Origin of the sequence: Mycobacterium senriense, assembly GCF_019668465.1 — a bacterium.
Classification (GTDB): Bacteria; Actinomycetota; Actinomycetes; order Mycobacteriales; family Mycobacteriaceae; genus Mycobacterium; species Mycobacterium senriense.
The window spans coordinates 2607801-2625955 of record NZ_AP024828.1; the positions used below are offsets into that span (position 1 = coordinate 2607801).

The window sequence follows — 18155 nt, forward strand, 5'->3', positions numbered from 1 at the left end:
CGTGAGCTATTCGGCGTCACCGGGTCGCGATTCGGCGAGCGCATCGAGGAACGACCGGGCCCAGCGGTCGACGTCGTGCGCGAGGACCTGGCGGCGCAGTGACCGCATCCGGCGCCGTCCGTCCTCGGTGGATTGGTTCAGCGCGGCCTCGATCGTGTCCTTGACGCCTTCGAGGTCGTGCGGGTTGACCAGATACGCCTGCCGGAGTTCGGCGGCGGCGCCGGTGAATTCGGACAGGACAAGCGCGCCGCCGAGATCGCTGCGGCAGGCGACATACTCCTTGGCGACCAGGTTCATCCCGTCGCGCAGCGGGGTGACCAGCATGACGTCGGCGGCGACGAAGAACGCGATGAGTTCGTCGCGGGGGACCGGCCGGTGCAGGTAGTGCACCACCGCGTGCCCGACTTCGGCGTACTCGCCGTTGATGTGGCCGACCTGGCGTTCAATGTCGTTGCGCAGCTGCTGATAACTGTCCACCCGTTCGCGGCTGGGTGTCGCCAGCTGGACCAGCACCGTGTCGTCGCGTTTGACCCGCCCCTCCGCGAGCAGTTCCGAAAACGCTTTCAGCCGAACGTCGATGCCCTTGGTGTAATCGAGCCGGTCGACGCCGAGCAGCACCTTGCGCGGGTTGCCCAGCTCGGCCCGGATCTCGCGGGCGCGGCGCTTGATGTCGCGATGCCGGGCGGCCTGGTCCAGCGAGCTGGAGTCGATGGAGATGGGAAAGGCGCCCACCCGAACCACGCGGGACTGGAGCTCGACCTCGCCGTACCGCGACCGCACTCCCACCGCCCCGCGCGAGGTGTTGGCGCCGATCAGCCGTCGGGCAAGGAACAGGAAGTTCTGTGCGCCGCCGGCCAGATGGAAGCCGACCAGGTCGGCGCCGAGCAGGCCCTCGACGATCTCGGTGCGCCACGGCAATTGCATGAACAGCTCGACCGGCGGGAAAGGGATGTGCAGGAAGAAGCCGATGGTCAGGTCGGGCCGCAGTTCGCGCAGCATCTTGGGGACTAACTGCAGCTGGTAGTCCTGCACCCAGACCGTCGCGCCTTTTGCGGCGGCGCGGGAGGTGGCTTCGGCGAAGCGGCGGTTGACGGCGACGTAGCGCTCCCACCATTCGCGGTGGTACATCGGCTTGACGATGACGTCGTGGTACAGCGGCCACAGCGTGGCGTTCGAGAAACCCTCGTAGTACTCGGCGACGTCGTCGGCGCTCAGCTTGACCGGCCGGAGCTCCAGGTCGTCCTGAACGATGGGATCGTCCTCGTGGTCGGTGTCCTCGTCGACGGTCCCGGGCCAGCCGACCCACGCCCCGCGCTGGCGACGCAGCAGCGGCTCGAGGGCCGTGACCAGTCCGCCCGGGCTGCGTTTCCACGCGGTGGTGCCATCGGGGAGGCGCTCCTGATCGACCGGCAGCCGGTTGGCAACCACGACGAAGTCGGAATTTCCGAAGCCGGCGGCCGTCGAGCCTCGCCCTCCCCCGGGAGACATTTACGCGTCGAGTTTCGCCGGCCCGATGCCCAGCATGGACAGAAACACCCGGCACTCGTCGGCGTCGGTGGCGTACGCCGCGACGACCCGCCTGGCCTGGCTCGCAGTGTCGTCGGCCACCGGCTCGACGTCGCCGATTTCGCCAGGATCAGATTTTGTAGGCATGACTTAACTGTAGGCGACGCCTGCGAGTGGTCGCAGGCCGTCTCACCAGCTAACGGGGTCTCGCCGCAGTTATGGCTGGTTTGCAAGGATTCGCCGCGCCGCTCGCGAAGACGCGATCGCCCGTCGCCGCGGTGATGCAGGATAAGCAGGTGGCCGATCGGGACGCCCGTAACGACGTGGTGTTCGAGTTCGTCGATGTCGTCGTGGAACGGCAGGGAGTGCGCGCTCTGGACGGGCTGACCGTCGCCGTTCCGGGGCACGGTGTCACGGCGGTGTTCGGGCCGTCGGGCTCGGGCAAATCGACCCTGCTCCGGCTGTGCAACCGGCTGGAGCTGCCGACGAGCGGACGAGTCGCTTTCTACGGGTCGGACATCGCCGGGCTCGACCCGCTGTGGCTGCGGCGCCGGGTGGGCATGTGTTTTCAGCGCCCGACGCCATTTCCCGGCACGGTCGCCGACAACCTGCGGGCTGCCGATCCCGATGCGTCCGACGCGCGGATGCACGAAACGCTGGCCCGCGTCGCGCTGACCGGATCGTGGTTGGACCGCGACGTGGCCGCCCTCTCGGGTGGCGAGGCGCAACGCGTATGCCTGGCCCGCACCCTGATGGCACAACCCCAGGTGCTGCTGCTGGACGAACCCACCTCCGCCGTCGACACCGAGGCTGCCGAGGTCATCGAGCGCGCGGTGCGCGAACTGGCCGCCGACGGCATTCCCGCCCTGTGGGTCACCCATAACTCGGCGCAGGTGGGACGGGCGGCCGACCGGGTCCTGCGCCTGGAGTCCGGCTGCAGCCTGGGCCTGGGCAGGGTCGCCTCCAGGCCCGGCGACGGCTCGGTGGCGTGATGAACGGTCAAGTCGGTTGGGTGGGCCTGGCGACGTCGCTGATCCTGGTGGCGTTCGCGGCGGGGATCTCGCTGTGGCGGCGGCTGGGTTTGGAGCGGCAGCTGCTGTGGGCCGCGGGCCGCGCGCTGGTGCAGCTGCTGCTCGTGGGCGGCGCGCTGACGCTGCTGTTCGAGCCGGGCCGGTCGCTGTGGTGGTCGTGGGCGTGGGTCGCCGGAATGGTGGCCTACGCGGGGGATGTAGCCCGGCGCAGGGCGCCGGAGGTGCCGCGGTTTGCGCCGCTGGCCGTGGCCGCGTTCGCCGGCGCGGCCGTGGTGACGCTGGGAGTGATCTTCGGCCTGCGGGTTTTCCCGCTGCAGGGGCGCACGCTCGTGCCGGTCGCCGGGATGATGATCGGCAATTCGATGACCGCCATGGTGCTGGTGGCCCGGCGGTTGGTCGACGAGCTGCGCGACAAACGCGACGAGGTCGAGGCACGCCTCGCGCTGGGGCAACCGTCGAGGCAGGCCGCGGCACCGTACCTGCGAATCGCCTTGCGCTCGGCGATATCTCCGCAGATCGAGACCACCAAGGCCACCGGCCTGGTGTTCCTGCCGGGAGCCATGACCGGCCTCATCCTCGCCGGGGTGCCGCCGTTGCAGGCCGTGCTGGTGCAGGCCGTGGTGATGTTCTTGATCCTGGGTTCGGTCGCCGCCACCACCGTGGTCGTCGCGATGGGCATCGTCCGGCTGGTGTTCACCCGTGACCATCGGCTGCTGGCGCTGGGCCGGCGGCCCGAGACCGCCGGGTGAGAACGCATGGCCGGCGGCGCAGGCAGCGATCACCCCAGCGCGTGCGCGGTTACACACTGGCCGTAATCTGTAAACAAGGCCAATTCAACGGACGAACGAGGTGGGCGGAATGACAGTCTCCGAGCAAGCCGACGCCGGGGCGGCCGAAGCCAACGCCCCGGAACTGGTGGCCTATGAAACCCTCGACGAGGGCCGCATCGCCCGGATCTGGCTGAACCGGCCCGAAGCCCACAACGCGCAGAGTCGCGGCCTGCTGGTCCAGCTTGACGAGGCGTTCGGCCGGGCCGAGGCCGACGACACGGTTCGCGTGGTGATCCTCGCGGCCCGCGGCAGGAACTTCTCCGCCGGCCACGACCTGGGCTCCGAGCAGGCGCTGGCCGAGCGCGCACCGGGGCCTGGGCAGCATCCGAGCTTCCGTTCGCGCGGGGCCACGCTCGAGCCGATCATGGAGAAGCTGTACCACCAGGAGTGGCACTATTTCTTCGAAAACACTTGCCGCTGGCGCGATCTGCGCAAGATCACCATCGCTCAGGTGCAGGGCAACGCGATCTCGGCCGGCTTGATGCTGATCTGGGCCTGCGACCTGATCGTCGCGGCCGACAATGCGAAGTTCAGCGACGTCGTCGCGGTCCGGTTGGGCATGCCGGGTGTCGAATACTATGCCCACCCTTGGGAATTCGGGCCGCGTAAGGCCAAAGAACTACTGCTGACCGGGGATTCGATCGACGCGGACGAGGCGCACCGGCTGGGCATGGTGTCGAAGGTTTTCCCGGTCGACGAATTAGAGGACAAGACACTCGAATTCGCGCGACGCATCGCCGAGCGGCCCACGATGGCCTCGCTGCTCATCAAGGATTCGGTCAATGCCGCGTCCGACGCGATGGGCTACACCGAGGCGCTGCGGCACGCGTTCCACGTGCACCTGCTGGGGCATGCCCACTGGGCGGCGTTCAACGAAAACCGGTGGCCGGTTGGCCAGCCTCCGCACGTCGAGGATTGGCGTGACGCGAAGCCGACGAAGGTGGCGCGCCGCGACACGCCCTAGCGCCGCGGCGCAAAGGCGTAACGAGACCGGGGGTAGCGATATTCGCCCCGGGGGGAGATGCTTCGATAGCTAGAACTTGTTCCAGTTTGAAAGGGCCTCGCGTGCAGCTTTCGTTCGAAGACCGGACCTATCTGATCACCGGCGGCGGCAGCGGGATCGGCAAGGGCGTGGCCGCCGGGCTGGTCGCGGCCGGCGCCTCCGTCATGATCATCGGCCGTAACGCCGATCGGCTCGCGGGGGCCGTCGAGGAGATCGAAGCCCTCCCCGGCGACGGCTCCATTCGTTACGAGCCCGCCGACATCACCAACGAAGACGAGGCGGCGCGCGCCGTCGACGCCGTGACGGCCTGGCATGGCCGGCTGCACGGCGTGGTGCACTGCGCCGGCGGATCGGAGACCATCGGACCGATCACCCAGATCGACTCGGAGTTGTGGCGGCAGACCATCGACCTCAATGTCAACGGAACCATGTACGTGCTCAAGCACTCCGCGCGCGAACTGGTGCGCGGTGGCGGCGGATCGTTCGTCGGCATCTCGTCGATCGCGGCCAGCAACACCCACCGCTGGTTCGGCGCCTACGGCGTCGGCAAATCGGCGCTGGACCACCTGATGCAGTTGGCCGCCGACGAGCTCGGAGCGTCGTGGGTGCGGGTCAACAGCATTCGCCCGGGCCTGATCCGCACCGAGCTGGTGGCCCCCATCCTCGATTCGCCCGAGCTGAGCGCGGACTACCGGGCCATTACGCCGCTGCCCCGACCGGGCGAGGTCGAAGACGTCGCGAATGTGGCGATGTTTTTGCTCAGCGATGCGTCCAGCTACGTGACCGGCCAGATCATCAACGTCGACGGGGGGGTGCTGTTGCGTCGCGGCCCGGATTTCTCGGCGATGCTGGAACCGGCCTTCGGCGCCGACGCGCTACGCGGAGTGGTCTAGTCGGGAGGATCAAATGAAAAGGCTTGAGGGCAAACGGATCCTGGTCACCGGTGCCGCATCCGGCATCGGACAGGCCACCGCGCTGCGGCTACTGAGCGAGGGCGCCGGCGTGGTGGCCGCCGACGTCTCGACGGACGGTCTGAACGGCACGCAGGGCCATGCCGAGGAGGCCGGCACCGCCGACCGGCTCACCACGATGCCGATGGACGTCGGCAACGAGGACTCGGTGATCGATGGCGTGGGCTCGGCCGTCGAGAAGCTGGGCGGACTGGATTCGCTGGTGAACGCGGCGGGCATCCTGCGCGCCTGGCACACCCACGAGACCACCCTCGAGCAGTGGAATCGGATCATCGCCGTCAACCTGACCGGAACCTTCCTGGTGGTGCGGGAAGCGCTACCGTCCCTGCTGGCGAATCCCCGCAGCGCGATCGTGAACTTCAGCTCCACGTCGGCGTCCTTCGCCCATCCCTATATGGCCGCTTACGCCGCGAGCAAGGGCGGCATCCAGGCATTCACTCATTCGCTGGCACTGGAATACGCCAAGGACGGCCTGCGCGCGGCCTGCGTCGCCCCGGGCAGCATCAAGTCCGGCATCACCGATGCCACCGGGGGATACATTCCCAAGGACGCCGACTGGTCGCTGTTTCCCCGGCTGATGCCGATCCTGCCGACCACGACGGAATCCAGCGGCGCGGGGATGGCCGGACCCGAAGCGGTCGCCGGTGTGATCGCGATGCTGGTCTCAGATGACGGGGCCTGGATCACCGGCACCGAGATTCGGATGGACGGCGGCACGCACGCCTAGCTAGTTGACGCAGGGCACGCCGCCGCCGTCGATCGGCTTTCCCTGATCGGGCGTCGGATACGTCGTGGTCGTGCCGTTGTAGTAGTAGCTCTTGGCCTTGGTCGACGTCGTGCTGGAGCTGGTGCTCGTCGAGTCGTCCATCTGGGTCTCATCAGGTGTGGGCATTGAGAAATTCGTGTCCACGGTGAGCCGGATGTGCCCGGCCGCGATGCTGGGGCTGGGCTGCTTGGGCGCGTCCACGCCGATCAGGCTGGCCAGGTTCTGGGCGTCGGTCTGCGCACCGACCCCGTACTCCACCGCGGTGGTGGTCGGGTCGCCCGATTCGCGGTCGCGGACCTGGCCAGGCGTGTAGCCCTTCTTTTTCAGCGCGCGTGACACCTCGCTGGCCAGGCCGCTCATGCTGCCGGAGTTGACCACGTCGACGACCGTGGACGGGTCGGGTTTCGCGGCGGTGGTGGCCGGCGCTGTCGTCGTCGAGGTGTCGGTGCCGATCGCCGCCGCCACCTCGGACTTGATCGCCGCCGGGTCGACGATGTTGACGTCCTGGCCGTCGATGTTGTCGTAGCGCACCACCGGCAGCGTCCGGAACTCGACGTTGCCACCGGCCAGCCCGCCGAGCCGTTGGATCATGTCGTCGTTCCAGCCCCCCGACAGCACCACGTCTTTGCGCGCCACCGCCATCAGGTTCTTGAGCTTGTCGATGTTGGTGAAGGTGCCCGAGGCCTGCAGCTCCTGCATGACCGACGAGATGAACGCCTGTTGCCGGTGCGTGCGGTCCAGGTCGCCGTTTTCCAGTCCGTGCCGCTGCCGGACGAACGACAGCGCCTCGGACGCGTCCAGCCGCTGTCGCCCGGCCGGGAAGTCGGCGCCGGAGTACGAGTCGTAGACGGGGTGATTCAGGCAGACGTCGACGCCGCCGAGGGTCTGCGCCAGGTCGAAGAAGCCGGCCAGATTGATCTCGGCGAAGTAGTCGATGGGGACGCCGGTCAGGTTTCGCACCGCGCGCAGCGTGGCCGCCCGGCCGGCTTCGCGGCCCTTGGTTTCGAGTTCCTTCTGGGTGCTGTTGCCCTGGTTGGCCAGCTTTTGGGCGACGTACTGTTTGGTCAGCCCGTACGCCTCTTTGATCTTGATGTGGTTGTATCCCGGGACCCCGGTGAAGGGCACCCAGTCGTCGCGGGGGATCGAGAAGGCCACGACTTTGTTGTCGGCGCTGACGTGCACCAGGATCATCGTGTTGGTGTTGTAGCCGCCGTCGTCCGAGTCGCCGGCGTGCAGATGCTTCAAAATCGAGTTCGGCAGGTCGTTGCCGTCCTGATCCTTACGCGAGTCCAGCCCGATCAGCAGGATGTTCATATTGTCGCCGCTGGACCGCGGATCGTCGGGCTGCAGGGCGTTCGAGACGGTGATGCCGCCCAACGCGCCGTGCGCCACGTAGTACCCCGCACCGGTGAGCCCCACGGCCGCCACGGAGACGAGCGCGCCCAGGGTGCGCGTCAGCCCCTTGCGTACGCGGGAGGGTTGACGGACGGCTCGATGACGGCGATGGGCGCCGCCCGAGCGGGCCATCACAAACCTCTGCCCACGCCCAGCACATCACCAGGCACCGCAACGGTGCTCCGCGGCGATGTCGCTTCAAGCATGGTGACAAGTATGCGTTAGCTTGCTATGAAGCCCCCAATCGAGAGCACCCGTCACACGCTCGGAGCAGGCGCGTTCGTCGGGCCGGCCAGGCGCGATTCGCGCTCGTCGCACCCGCTCTACCTGCACCTTCTGCCCGGCCGCGGCGGCGGTGGTCTCCGGAAGGTCTCGGGCCGGCCACATCGGTGCCCGGATCGAGCCGAACTTGTTATCGAGCGGATACGGCCCGGTGGACCGTTGCGCCACCGACCGGGCCAGCAAACCACCACCGTCGGCTAGCGGGCTTTGACCAGGTCCTCACCCGAGCTGTAAAAAAGCGTGATGTTGCTGCCGGTGGCGATTTCGGCGAGGTAGACCCCAACGGGTTCGACCTCGTAGTAGAAGTGCATGTTGCCGTCGTTATCCAACGCCGTCGCGCACGAAACTCCCGGCGCACCGCATCGTTGCTTGATGGGCGCCGCGAGGACGGCAAGCAGCACGACGAGGGCAACGCCGATGAGCAGCGGGACCCTGGTCACCGCCGACGTCGGCTGCGCCGGATTAACCACGGATGGAGTGTAAGCGGCAGATCCGGCGGCTTCAGCGCGCGGCGCAGTAGGTTCTTCACCTGTGGCAGTTGCGAACGCGCACGACGCATCCCCAGCGCACATCCGGGGCGAGGTACTCGGCAACATCGGGCCGAACTGGTTCGCCTCGGTGATGGGCACCGGGATCGTCGCGACGGCCGGCGCCGCCCTGCCGGTCCACGTCGCGGGCCTGCGGACATTCGCGCTGGTGGTCTGGGTGATCGCGGCCGCGCTGCTGGTGGCGCTGATCGCGGTGGTCGGTGGCCATTGGCTGCGTCATCCGACCGTGGCGCGCACCCACGCCCGCAACCCGCAGATGGCGCACTTCTACGGCGCGGCCCCCATGGCGCTGATGACGGTCGGCGCGGGTGCCGTGCTGGTCGGCCGCGACCTGCTCGGTGAGCGCATCGCCGTCGATCTGGACTGGGTGCTGTGGACCGCCGGCACGCTGGGCGGGCTGTTCACCGCCGTCAGCATTCCGTTCCTGATGTTCACCCAGCACGACGTCGAACCCGACGCGGCCTTCGGTGGCTGGCTGATGCCCGTCGTCCCGCCGATGGTGACCGCGGCGACGGGGGCGCTGCTGCTCCCTCATATGGCGGCCGGCACCGGGCGCACCACCATGCTGTACGGCTGCTACGCGATGTTCGGTTTGTCGCTGCTTGCCTCGCTGAACATCATCGCGATGATCTGGAGCCGCCTGACCCTGTACGGCACCTCGGGTTCGGCGCGGGTGCCGACGTTGTGGATCGTGTTGGGTCCGCTAGGCCAATCCATCACGGCCGCGGGGCTTTTGGGAGCCAACGCGGCGTTGGGCGTCGACCCCGAGCTGGCCGAGGACCTCAATGCGTTCGCGATCCTCTACGGCGTGCCGGTGTGGGGTTTCGCGGTGTTGTGGATCGCGCTCGCGACCGCGTTGACGGTGCGCACGCTGCGCCGCGGAATGCCGTTCGCGCTGACGTGGTGGAGCCTGACCTTCCCGGTCGGAACCTTCGTCACCGGGACCTCCCAGCTGGCCCGTCACACCCACCTGCCATCGTTCAGCGTGGCGGCGGCCATCGCTTATGCGGGCCTGCTGTTCACGTGGCTGTTGGTGACGGTCCGCACCGCGCGGGGCAGCGTGCGCGGCAACCTGCTCAAGCTGCCGCCCAGCACCACGCCGATCAAGGCGCACAAGGACTCCACCCGCCACTAGGGATCGCCGGCGCGAGGCTCTGGTCCCGCCGTGGGCGTTTGGCCGCCCGGGTACGACGGGTACGCGGCCATGAGTCGAGCAGAGGACTGAGCATGATCGACACACGCCTCAGGCCGTTTCCGGCGGAGCGGCCGGAGAATTCGGAACCCACGGAGCCGGGCACTCCCGGCGAGACGCCTGAGCGGCTCACGCCGGCGGAAACGCCCGAACGGCTCACACCGGCGGAACCACCCGAGCGCTTGACGCCCTCAGAACCACCCGAGCGCCAAGCGCCGGAATAACGATCACGATTGGAGAGCAGACATGCGAGCCGAAGAAGGCGACGAATCCGTCAAGGACTACGCGAACGAGGGACGGGAAACCCTTGGCCGCATCAAGGCTTCGCAGCACGCGGGCGGTCGCCTGGGTGACATCGCCCGGCGCTTCGCCAGCCTGTGGCGAGGCCGGCGCGGGGGTGAGGGCACCGGGTCTGTCGAGTAAAACCGTTCAGCGACAGGCTAGTTCGGTGCCGCGGGTGCCGGATGGCGATCGGCCCACGGGCGCGCCTCCTCGAGCTGCGCGGCCAACTGCAGCAGGTCGCCGTCTGCGCCCGGCTTCCCGACGAATTGCACGCCCAGCGGAAGCCCGGCATCCGTCCAGTGCAGCGGCACGTTGATCGCCGGACGGCCGGTGAGGTTGGCGAGCTGCGTGTAGGGCACCCAGCCCAAACTCTCCTGGATGAGGTCATCGAGAATTCCGCTGAGCCCCATGAGCTTTCCGGCCCGCATCCTGCTGACCAGCCGGGCCACCCGCTGCAGTATCGGCGACGTTGTGGTGGCACCGACCGCGAGGGGCGGGGTGGCCAGCGTCGGCGTCAAAAAGAAGTCGTAGCTGTCGTGGAATGCGGCCAGGGACTGGATGTAGTTGTTCCGGTTTTCCAGCGCGGATATGACGGGTAGCACGCCGCCGGAGCGGCCGAGTTCGGCGATGGCCAGGGTATCGGCCTCAAAGTCGTTGTCGCGCGCGCCGGTTCGCTGTTTGATGTCGGCGACCTGCTGGTGCAGCTGGGCGAACCAAATGGTCAGAAAGTCACGGCCCAACGCTGCGTCGTCGTAGGGCGGTGCGACCTCATCGACCTGATGGCCCAACTCGCGAAGGAGCGCCGCGGCCTTTTCGACCGCGGCGACCGCCTCGCGGTGCGGCCGGGCGTTGATGGCCGAGCGTGCCGAGTAGCCGATTTTCAGGGTGCCCGGACGGTGCTTGATCTGTTCACCAAAAGGCTTGTCGGGCAGCGCAACCCGATAGGCGGCGCCCGGGTGGGGCCCGACGATCGCGTCGAGCAGAGCCGCACTGTCTCGCACGGTGCGCGACACCACACCCTGGGTCGCCATGCCCAGCAGCAGTTCACCGGTCTGCGGGCCGTAGGGTGCCAAACCCCGGCTGGGCTTGAGACCGACCAGCCCGTTGCATGCGGCGGGAATGCGGATCGAGCCGCCACCGTCGTTCGCACCGGCGGCGGGAACGATGCCCGCCGCCACGGCCGCCCCCGATCCGCCCGAGGAGCCGCCGGGCGTGTGCCCGGTGTTCCACGGGTTGCGGGCCGGGCCCCAGTAGTCGGATTCCGTCACACCCTTGGCCCCGAACTCCGGGGTGTTCGTCTTCCCGAAGATCACCAGTCCCGCGTCCAGGAACCGCTGGGTGACCAGCGCGTGCCGGTCGGCCACGTCATGGGCCAGCGAGCGGGACCCGCACGACGTCGCGAAGCCGCGGTATTCCTGGCCGAGGTCCTTGAGCAGGAACGGCACCCCGGCGAACGGCCCACTCAGATTCGGGTCGGCGGCCTGGCGGTCGGCGACGTCGTCGAGGCGGCAGACGATGGCGTTCAGCCGCGGATTCACCGCGTCCGCTCGTTGCCGCGCCAGGGCCAACAGCTCGGCCGGGGTGATCTGTTTGCCCTCGACCAGCCCGGCCAGGGCGGTAGCATCCAGCGACATGTACTCGTCAAGATGCATGCGTTCTCCTTGGTTCCGGTCCGGGCGCGCTTGCCCGGCGTCCTCTCAATTGACGCCGCTGCATGCCGTTGACGTTAAGCCAACGCGAGCTTCTCGTGGGGGCGCCCTAGTATCACCTGATGCCCACGGCAGCCGAACCGTTCACGATCCGGGGCCCCGGCGGGGTGCAGATCGTCGCTGACCGCCTCGGGGATCCGCAGGCGCGCGCCGTGGTCTTCTTGCACGGCGGCGGACAGACCCGCCGGTCCTGGGGCAAGGCGGCGGCCGCCGTCGCCGCGAATGGCTGGGAGGCCGTCACCGTGGACCTGCGCGGCCACGGCGAATCGGACTGGTCGGACGACGGCGATTACCGCGTCGTCAGTTTCGCCGCCGACGTCCGAGAAGTGTTGCGCACGCTGCCCTCGCAACCGGTGTTGGTCGGTGCCTCGCTGGGTGGCTTCACGTCCATGCTGCTCGCCGGGGAGCTGTCCCCGGGCATCGCCAGTGCGGTCGTGTTGGTGGACATCGTGCCGAACATGGACCAGTCGGGGGCGAACCGGATCCATGCCTTCATGGCCGACCGGGTGGAATCGGGTTTCGGCTCACTTGACGAAGTCGCCGACGCGATCGCCGAATACAACCCGCACCGGCCGCGACCGACCGACCTGGAAGGCCTGACCACCAACCTGCGTCGCCGCGGCGGTCGCTGGTACTGGCATTGGGATCCGCAATTCATCAGCGGCACTGCGGCTTTCCCTCCTTTCGAGGTCACCGATCCCGACCGGATGCATGCCGCCGTCGAGGCGATCCTGCGCGGCGGGGTGCCCATGCTGCTGGTCCGCGGCCAGATGAGCGACCTGGTCAGCCAGGAGCGCGCAGACGAATTCCTCGCGCGTTTCCCGCAGGTCGAATTCACCGATGTCCGCGGCGCCGGGCACATGGTGGCCGGCGACCGCAACGACATCTTCGCCGGCGCTGTGCTGGACTTCCTTGCCCGGCACGTCGACGCCGGGTGAACCACATGCCCGGAACGGATTGGTCGCCACCTCATTTCAGGTCGGCAGCGCTGCTACTATCTGCCGGGCGCAAGCGGAGGGGGACGGCGTGACCATACCGTGGTTGCGGGGGTTGGGGCTGTTGGGAACGGTGATGGTGACCGCGACAGCCGTGGCGAAAACCGCTCTGGCAGCGCCGCCCCCGGCTCTACCGTCGCCCCCGCCCTCGCCGGGCATCGGCGTCGATCACGAATCCGGCAGGTGCACAGCCGGATTCGCGGCGCAGGGATCCGATGGCAGCTACTACCTGATGACCAGCGGACACTGCGACTCGCACGACGGCACCGAATGGACGTACGGCAACGACGCCCCGCTCGGCAGGATCTCCGCCAGCGAGCACGACGGCGATAAGCGCGACGCCGCGATCATCCGACTGGAGCCCAGCGTCGGCATGCCGGTGGGTGACGTCGGTGGCAGGTATCAGGTTCGGGATGTGTTGAGCCGCCAGCAGATTCAGGTCGGCATGCCGTTCTGCAAGATCGGCGCCGTAACCGGTGAGACGTGTGGCGCCATCAAAAGCATCAACGGTGACGTCGTCGAAGCCAGCGTGTTCAGCCTGGACGGCGACAGCGGCAGTCCCGGCTTCGTGATGAACCCGGACGGCACCGTCAGCGCGGTCGGCCTGTTGATGTCATCGCCCGACGGTGATGACTACACGACCTACTTCATGCTCATCAACCCGCTGCTGGGCAAGTGGGGGCTTCGGGTGCTTCCGTGAAAGGTGCTCGCGGGCCGGTGATCAGCCCGACCAGGGGCACGTAACGTAGCGTTTGCAATTCTCGGGTACCGGGTATCAGGTGGACCGGCCGTAACGCGTCCGGTCCGAGGGGCCAGTTAGGGACGCGGCCGACGTAAAGAGGCAGCGGAACCAGCGACACGAAGGGAAGCAGTAGTGAAGCGTGGGATCGTGGTCGGCGTAGCCGGGGTGGCCCTGGTGGTCGCGGCCAGCGCCGGATGTTCGAGCAACAAGTCCAATACCGGGTCGTCGGGTTCGTCGTCAGCAGCGGCCGCCGCGGCGGGTCCGGTGCTCACCGTCGACGGGCAGAATCAAAACATCAGCGGGCAGGTCACCTGCAACACCGCGGGTGACAACATCACCATCGGCATCGGCGACCCGACCGCCGGTCTCGGTGCCGTGGTCAGCAACGGCAACCCGCCGCTGGTGCATTCGGTCGGGCTGGGCACCGTCAACGGCGTCGCACTCGGCTTCTCTGACGCCGCGCCCAACCAAAGCGGCAGTGCCGGGGCCGCGGTCAAGGGCAAGGACTGGGCGATCAAGGGCACCGCTACCGGTACCGACATGAGCAACCCGCAGCAACCGCAGCAGGTGACCAAGCCATTCGAGTTGGATCTCACCTGCCCGTAGTGCAGGCGAGATAACTCCCAAGAGGGGACGCAGCTATGTCTATGAAACGTGTCGTCAGCGCGGCCGCGTTGGCCGCTGGGCTGAGTATCTCCGCGGCGACGCTGAACGCAGGGTCGGCCTACTCCGCCCCGCTCGACCCGCCGCCCCCATGCCCGAATTGCCACGGCGGTGGTGGCGGTGGGGGCAACCCCGGCGGCCCGGGCGGGCAGCCAGGTGGTCAGCCGGGCGGCGGTAACACTGCGCCGGCGCCGGCGCAGGGCGGGCAGAACAACCCGCCGCAGGGCGGGCACAACAGTCCGCCGGCCCAGGGTGGCCAGACGAACCCGCCGCAGGGTGGCCAGAACAACCCGCCGCAGGGTGGCCAGAACAACCCGCCGCAGGGTGGCCAGAACAACCCCCCGCAGGGTGGCCAGAACAATCCCCCGCAGGGTGGCGGGAACACCCCGGAGCCCAACCAGCACGGGCAGAACCCGGCCCAGACAGGGCAGAACAACCCGCCGAATGAGCATGGGCAGTACCCGCAGCAGACCGGGCAGAACAACCCGCCCAACGAGCATGGGCAAAACCCGCCGGTGCAGGGCGGACAGAACAATGCTCCGGTGAACCAGAACCCGCCGCCGAACAACAGGCCGCGGTACGAGTCGCTGAATCCGCCGGCCACGCAGCCGCCGCACCCGCCGTACATTCCGCGCCACGACGTGGTCACCGCCAACGCACAGATCGGTGGCCCCGCCGGTCCGGACGTCCAATTCAGCATCCCCGGCCGCGGTGCGCCGCCGCCGCCGCGCGAGCGTGGCTACGGCTGGAACGACGGTCCGCCTCCGCACCACCCGCCGCCCGGCTGGGAGGGTCCGCCTCCTCCGGGGGGCTGGGACGGTCCGCCGCCTCCGGGAGGCTGGAACCGGCCGTGGGATGGACCGCCGCGTGACGTGGATGCCGGACGGCGTGACTTCGGGCCGTTCAACTACAACACCTTCACCGTTCTTCCGGTCTTCAACTGGCAGTACGGGGGATGGGGTTACTGGTTCTTCGGCGTGTGGGTGCCGCTGTACTGATCGTTGATCCAGTGTCAGCGGGCGCAGCCGTTCCTCGGCGCGCCCGCTGACGCGTCTTCCGCCGCTTTGTCGCGCCCTGCGGCGGGGTCGCCGGCATGGCAGGCTCCGGGAATGGACGTGAGAGAGAACGTTCGCCGAGCCATCGACGTCATGACGGCTTGGTCGTCCGACGGCGGCCCTGATTTCACCTGGAGCCGGCTGGTCGAGAACGTGCTCGACGAGCCCGACGGCGACCTGATGCTGCTGATGGGCTTCGTCAATCTCGCGGGCGAGCTCGGGATCAGACTCGAGAAGGCCACCGGTCAAGACGTGCGCTCGCACCTGCAGGACATCGCCCGCAAGTACCTCTGAGCGCGCACGCGCCTACTGCGGGTGGGCGGCCACGTACGCGGCGGCCGGGATCGGTGACGCCTCGTCGTAGCCGATGGGCAGCAGCACGTCGCCGGACGTCGTCAGGCAGTAGACATCCCACCGGTAGAACGCGCCGAACGTCGCGGGATCGGCGGCAATCAGCGCCGCGTACTGGTCGACCGCGCGCACGTATTCGCCCGCGTGGTTGTAGCCGTAGATGGCGTGATCACGGTCGTTCGCGAAGCCGTTGGAGGCCAGGAAGCGGCCCGCCGCCAGGATGCTGTCGTGGGGCGAATGGATGTCGCCGCCCTGGCCATAGCCGGCGAAGGTCGAGGGCAGGAACTGCATGGGTCCCTGCGCGCCGGCGGTGCTCGCGCCGACGATGCTGCCGAAGCGGCTTTCGACGAAGTTGATCGCTGCCAGGTAGTTCCAGCTGACGCCGGATTCCGCTTCCGCCTGGTGGTAGTAGTTCATCAGCTCGTCGGCCGGTGCCGGCGGCTCGATCCGCCACGCCGGCAAGGTGTCTCGCACCGGGGTCAACGCGGTGAGTTGGCGACGGGCGTCGACGTTGCGGTCGTAGACATCGACCAGTTCCGGCGGGATGCGCGGGCGCGTGGTCGCGTCCCATTCGGGGTGGCGTCCGATGACGCGGTAGGCCGCCTGCTCGCGATGCGCCGCCGCCGTCAACGCGGGCTCGGCTGTCCCCGGATCGCGCAGCGCCCGCTCGTCGGCGACGAGGTCGTCGGCCAGCTGCGCGGGATCCGACGCCAACCGCGGCTGCGCGCCAGCGGGCGTTCCCGCGTCGGCGGGCACCATGCGTGTCGTCGGCGCGGCGACGCCTGCGGACCTGGTCGGGGCTGTTGCGGCCGTCGGGTGCGGCGCCGAACACCCGACGAGCGCGAACACGATCGTGCCGACGAGTGGCGCCGCGCGCCGGTCACGGCTCACGGCGATCACGTCCGTCCATTGCCTCGAATCCCCCCAGCTCCGGTTGGTTGGCTCATCGCGAGTCTGTCGCATCGGACCGGGTTACTTCAATGTGGTGACGATCTTTTATGCACCGGCAGTTGTGACAATCGCTTGGTGCTCCCAAACTGATTGATATGCGCGACCGCGAGAAAATCGACTCGGAGTTGCGGCTCATCGCGCTGCGGCGCCAAGCGATCCGCGAGCAGGGCGGTCGGCCGTCGTCCCTGGAGGCCGATGCGCTGCTCGACGAGATCCTGGCCCACGGCGCGGGGCGGTCCGAGTCGGGCGCGTTCGATGACTGGGAGACCGACGTTGCGGCCGCCGCCCCGTCGCGCGACGGGAACACCGCTGTCATCGCGTCTCGGCGCCGGAAGGTGGCCGCGCTACGCCGGCTGGGTCTGCTCGCGGCGTTACCGCTGTCTCTGGTGGCAGTGGTCTCCGCGGTGGTGGTGATGTTCGCGCTCCACCGCAACGATTCGTCGGCGCAACCGGAGGACCCCCCGCCGCCCTCGGCAGCCCCCTCGACACCGGTCGCGCCGAAGGCGTCCGCCCCGCCAGTCAACGTCGCCGACTCGGCCTTCGTCGGAGCGTTGAAGCAGGAGGGCGTGCCGGTTCCCAGCCAGGAATACGTGACGAACCAAGGGCACGCGGTCTGCGACTTCCTCGCGCACCAACCGAATTTCGCCGACGCCGTCGGGTTCGTGCAGCGGAACTCGATCTGGGACGCCAATCAAAGCACCGCCGTCACGGCGGGCGCCATCGTCGCGTACTGCCCTCAGTCGCGTCCCGCGGCGTCGAACCAGATCTCACAGTCCGATCAGAACGCGTTGTCCGACTTGCAGGACATCGAACGGAATCTGCAAGGCATCCAAGGGAAACTGCACGACATCCAAGGCGGCCTGGACGGCATACCGGGCCACCCCTGACGAACTAGCCGCCGTGGCGGCGCGAGTTGATGATCTCGAGACGTTCTTTGAGCAGTTTCTCGAGTTCCTCGATCGAGCGACGTTCCCGCAGCATGTCCCAGTGGGTGCGCGGCACCTTGCCCTTCTTGGGTTCGGCCAGGCCACTGCCATCGACCAGGGTGCCCTCCATGCCGTTGCGGCACAGCCAGGCGCCGGGGATCTCGGCGTCGTCGGCGAAGGGGATGTCGAACTCCTCGCCGTTCTCGGTCCGATACCGCGCGATCTGGCGTGGCGCCAGGTCGTGGTTGCGCTCGGTCTCGTAGCTCACGGACCCGAGGCGACTGCCTCGCATGACGCGATCAGCCATCATCAACGCTCCCGCTGACGTCCCCGTGATCGGCAGTGTCGCGCATCCGGCCGGACAATCGAAGAAAATCGTGCTCGCCCACCCCGTCGGGCACGGTGTAGGCGAGCTGCCGTAACTCGACGGAGTAGTCGCGCAACTCTTGGCGGAGTTCGGCCTCGATGGCGGGCATCAAGCCTGGAGATTCTGCAGAAATGATTCTGGATCTGTGGTCGAGCATTGCGGCACCCTCGGGATCTAGCACCCGGGTGCGATGAGGGCGCAATGGTTGTTCCGACCAGTTTGTCTTCAACGGCAGCACAAAACGCGGACCCAAGTCATCATCGCTGCCTTGACCGGTGTGTTCACCCTACCCCTTCTACGTGTCCCCGCGGCGCGGACGACACCATCGCCGCGGCCGAATGTTGACTGATCGCCTTGGTCTTGTCCAACTTTCGGGCTGACACGGGCGAGGCCCAGGACGATGGATCGAAGGCAGCGGCGACCACTTCGCAGAAGGTTGTGACACGCTCGCGACACCGAGCCACGCGGCAACACGTTCGCGCCTGTCAGCAAGTTTGCCAAGCTGAAGAACCGTCGGGACTGAAATGCAGAGCCCCCTGTCAGGATTGAACCCGCCTGACAGGCCAGCGGCGGAGGGTGGAAACCCTTGC

General features: G+C 68.1%; 21 protein-coding genes. 13 read left to right on the top strand and 8 right to left on the bottom strand.

Going from position 1 to position 18155, the window contains the following annotated elements; all coding sequences use genetic code 11:
- Nucleotides 1-6 precede the first annotated feature (6 nt).
- Nucleotides 7-1488: an alpha,alpha-trehalose-phosphate synthase (UDP-forming) gene (locus tag MTY59_RS12450; RefSeq protein ID WP_221045903.1), complete on the bottom strand. Its 1482-nt coding sequence runs from the start codon at nucleotides 1486-1488 to the stop codon at nucleotides 7-9.
- Nucleotides 1489-1653 (bottom strand): hypothetical protein, encoded by a 165-nt coding sequence (locus MTY59_RS12455; protein WP_155764345.1) that lies wholly within the window; start codon nucleotides 1651-1653, stop codon nucleotides 1489-1491.
- Nucleotides 1654-1733: 80 nt separating this feature from the next.
- Between MTY59_RS12455 and MTY59_RS12460 the strand changes: the two genes are divergently transcribed.
- The 5 genes from MTY59_RS12460 to MTY59_RS12480 all read left to right on the top strand — a co-directional run bounded on the left by MTY59_RS12460 (nucleotide 1734) and on the right by MTY59_RS12480 (nucleotide 6068).
- Complete coding sequence (locus MTY59_RS12460) at nucleotides 1734-2498, top strand: ABC transporter ATP-binding protein (protein ID WP_221046406.1); 765 nt, start codon at nucleotides 1734-1736, stop codon at nucleotides 2496-2498.
- Nucleotides 2498-3286, top strand: a complete 789-nt coding sequence (locus MTY59_RS12465) for an ABC transporter permease (protein ID WP_221045904.1) — start codon at nucleotides 2498-2500, stop codon at nucleotides 3284-3286. Before MTY59_RS12460 ends, MTY59_RS12465 begins: the two co-directional genes overlap by 1 nt.
- A gap of 109 nt (nucleotides 3287-3395) precedes the next feature.
- Nucleotides 3396-4331, top strand: coding sequence for an enoyl-CoA hydratase (locus MTY59_RS12470; protein ID WP_221045905.1), 936 nt, complete (start codon nucleotides 3396-3398; stop codon nucleotides 4329-4331).
- 101 nt (nucleotides 4332-4432) lie between these two features.
- Nucleotides 4433-5263: an SDR family oxidoreductase gene (locus MTY59_RS12475; RefSeq protein ID WP_221045906.1), complete on the top strand. Its 831-nt coding sequence runs from the start codon at nucleotides 4433-4435 to the stop codon at nucleotides 5261-5263.
- Between the two features lie 13 nt (nucleotides 5264-5276).
- Nucleotides 5277-6068 (top strand): SDR family NAD(P)-dependent oxidoreductase, encoded by a 792-nt coding sequence (locus tag MTY59_RS12480; protein WP_221045907.1) that lies wholly within the window; start codon nucleotides 5277-5279, stop codon nucleotides 6066-6068.
- On the opposite strand, the gene MTY59_RS12485 is transcribed toward MTY59_RS12480, so the two are convergent.
- Entirely contained in the window at nucleotides 6069-7634 is a 1566-nt protein-coding gene (locus MTY59_RS12485) for an LCP family protein (RefSeq protein WP_221045908.1), read from the bottom strand.
- Between the two features lie 347 nt (nucleotides 7635-7981).
- Nucleotides 7982-8224 (bottom strand): hypothetical protein, encoded by a 243-nt coding sequence (locus MTY59_RS12490; RefSeq protein ID WP_221046407.1) that lies wholly within the window; start codon nucleotides 8222-8224, stop codon nucleotides 7982-7984.
- A gap of 91 nt (nucleotides 8225-8315) precedes the next feature.
- On the opposite strand from MTY59_RS12490, the gene MTY59_RS12495 reads away from it, so the two are divergent.
- Both MTY59_RS12495 and MTY59_RS12500 read left to right on the top strand, forming a co-directional pair.
- Nucleotides 8316-9467: a TDT family transporter gene (locus tag MTY59_RS12495; protein ID WP_221045909.1), complete on the top strand. Its 1152-nt coding sequence runs from the start codon at nucleotides 8316-8318 to the stop codon at nucleotides 9465-9467.
- A 303-nt stretch (nucleotides 9468-9770) separates the two neighbouring features.
- Nucleotides 9771-9947: a hypothetical protein gene (locus MTY59_RS12500; RefSeq protein ID WP_221045910.1), complete on the top strand. Its 177-nt coding sequence runs from the start codon at nucleotides 9771-9773 to the stop codon at nucleotides 9945-9947.
- Nucleotides 9948-9964: 17 nt separating this feature from the next.
- On the opposite strand, the gene MTY59_RS12505 is transcribed toward MTY59_RS12500, so the two are convergent.
- Nucleotides 9965-11458 carry an amidase gene (locus MTY59_RS12505; protein WP_221045911.1) on the bottom strand — a complete coding sequence of 498 codons (1494 nt, stop codon included), beginning with the start codon at nucleotides 11456-11458 and terminating at the stop codon, nucleotides 9965-9967.
- A 119-nt stretch (nucleotides 11459-11577) separates the two neighbouring features.
- Between MTY59_RS12505 and MTY59_RS12510 the strand changes: the two genes are divergently transcribed.
- From MTY59_RS12510 to MTY59_RS12530, 5 genes are all read left to right on the top strand, one after another.
- Nucleotides 11578-12453, top strand: coding sequence for an alpha/beta fold hydrolase (locus tag MTY59_RS12510; RefSeq protein WP_221045912.1), 876 nt, complete (start codon nucleotides 11578-11580; stop codon nucleotides 12451-12453).
- An 88-nt stretch (nucleotides 12454-12541) separates the two neighbouring features.
- Complete coding sequence (locus tag MTY59_RS12515; protein ID WP_221045913.1) at nucleotides 12542-13210, top strand: S1 family peptidase; 669 nt, start codon at nucleotides 12542-12544, stop codon at nucleotides 13208-13210.
- Nucleotides 13211-13384: 174 nt separating this feature from the next.
- On the top strand, nucleotides 13385-13858 hold the full coding sequence (locus MTY59_RS12520) for a lipoprotein LpqH (protein WP_221045914.1): 474 nt from the start codon (nucleotides 13385-13387) through the stop codon (nucleotides 13856-13858).
- Nucleotides 13859-13899: 41 nt separating this feature from the next.
- Nucleotides 13900-14913, top strand: coding sequence for an MAP_0585 family protein (locus MTY59_RS12525; protein WP_221046408.1), 1014 nt, complete (start codon nucleotides 13900-13902; stop codon nucleotides 14911-14913).
- A gap of 111 nt (nucleotides 14914-15024) precedes the next feature.
- Nucleotides 15025-15264, top strand: a complete 240-nt coding sequence (locus MTY59_RS12530) for a hypothetical protein (protein WP_007772536.1) — start codon at nucleotides 15025-15027, stop codon at nucleotides 15262-15264.
- 12 nt (nucleotides 15265-15276) lie between these two features.
- On the opposite strand, the gene MTY59_RS12535 is transcribed toward MTY59_RS12530, so the two are convergent.
- The gene (locus tag MTY59_RS12535; RefSeq protein ID WP_221045915.1) at nucleotides 15277-16212 is read right to left on the bottom strand and encodes a lytic transglycosylase domain-containing protein; all 936 of its coding nucleotides are present in this window, start codon (nucleotides 16210-16212) and stop codon (nucleotides 15277-15279) included.
- 155 nt (nucleotides 16213-16367) lie between these two features.
- Between MTY59_RS12535 and MTY59_RS12540 the strand changes: the two genes are divergently transcribed.
- Nucleotides 16368-17159 (top strand): DUF732 domain-containing protein, encoded by a 792-nt coding sequence (locus MTY59_RS12540; protein ID WP_221045916.1) that lies wholly within the window; start codon nucleotides 16368-16370, stop codon nucleotides 17157-17159.
- Between the two features lie 4 nt (nucleotides 17160-17163).
- On the opposite strand, the gene MTY59_RS12545 is transcribed toward MTY59_RS12540, so the two are convergent.
- Nucleotides 17164-17505, bottom strand: a complete 342-nt coding sequence (locus tag MTY59_RS12545; protein WP_221046409.1) for an RNA polymerase-binding protein RbpA — start codon at nucleotides 17503-17505, stop codon at nucleotides 17164-17166.
- Nucleotides 17498-17674 (bottom strand): hypothetical protein, encoded by a 177-nt coding sequence (locus MTY59_RS12550; RefSeq protein ID WP_221045917.1) that lies wholly within the window; start codon nucleotides 17672-17674, stop codon nucleotides 17498-17500. Before MTY59_RS12550 ends, MTY59_RS12545 begins: the two co-directional genes overlap by 8 nt.
- Nucleotides 17675-18155: the final 481 nt, after the last annotated feature.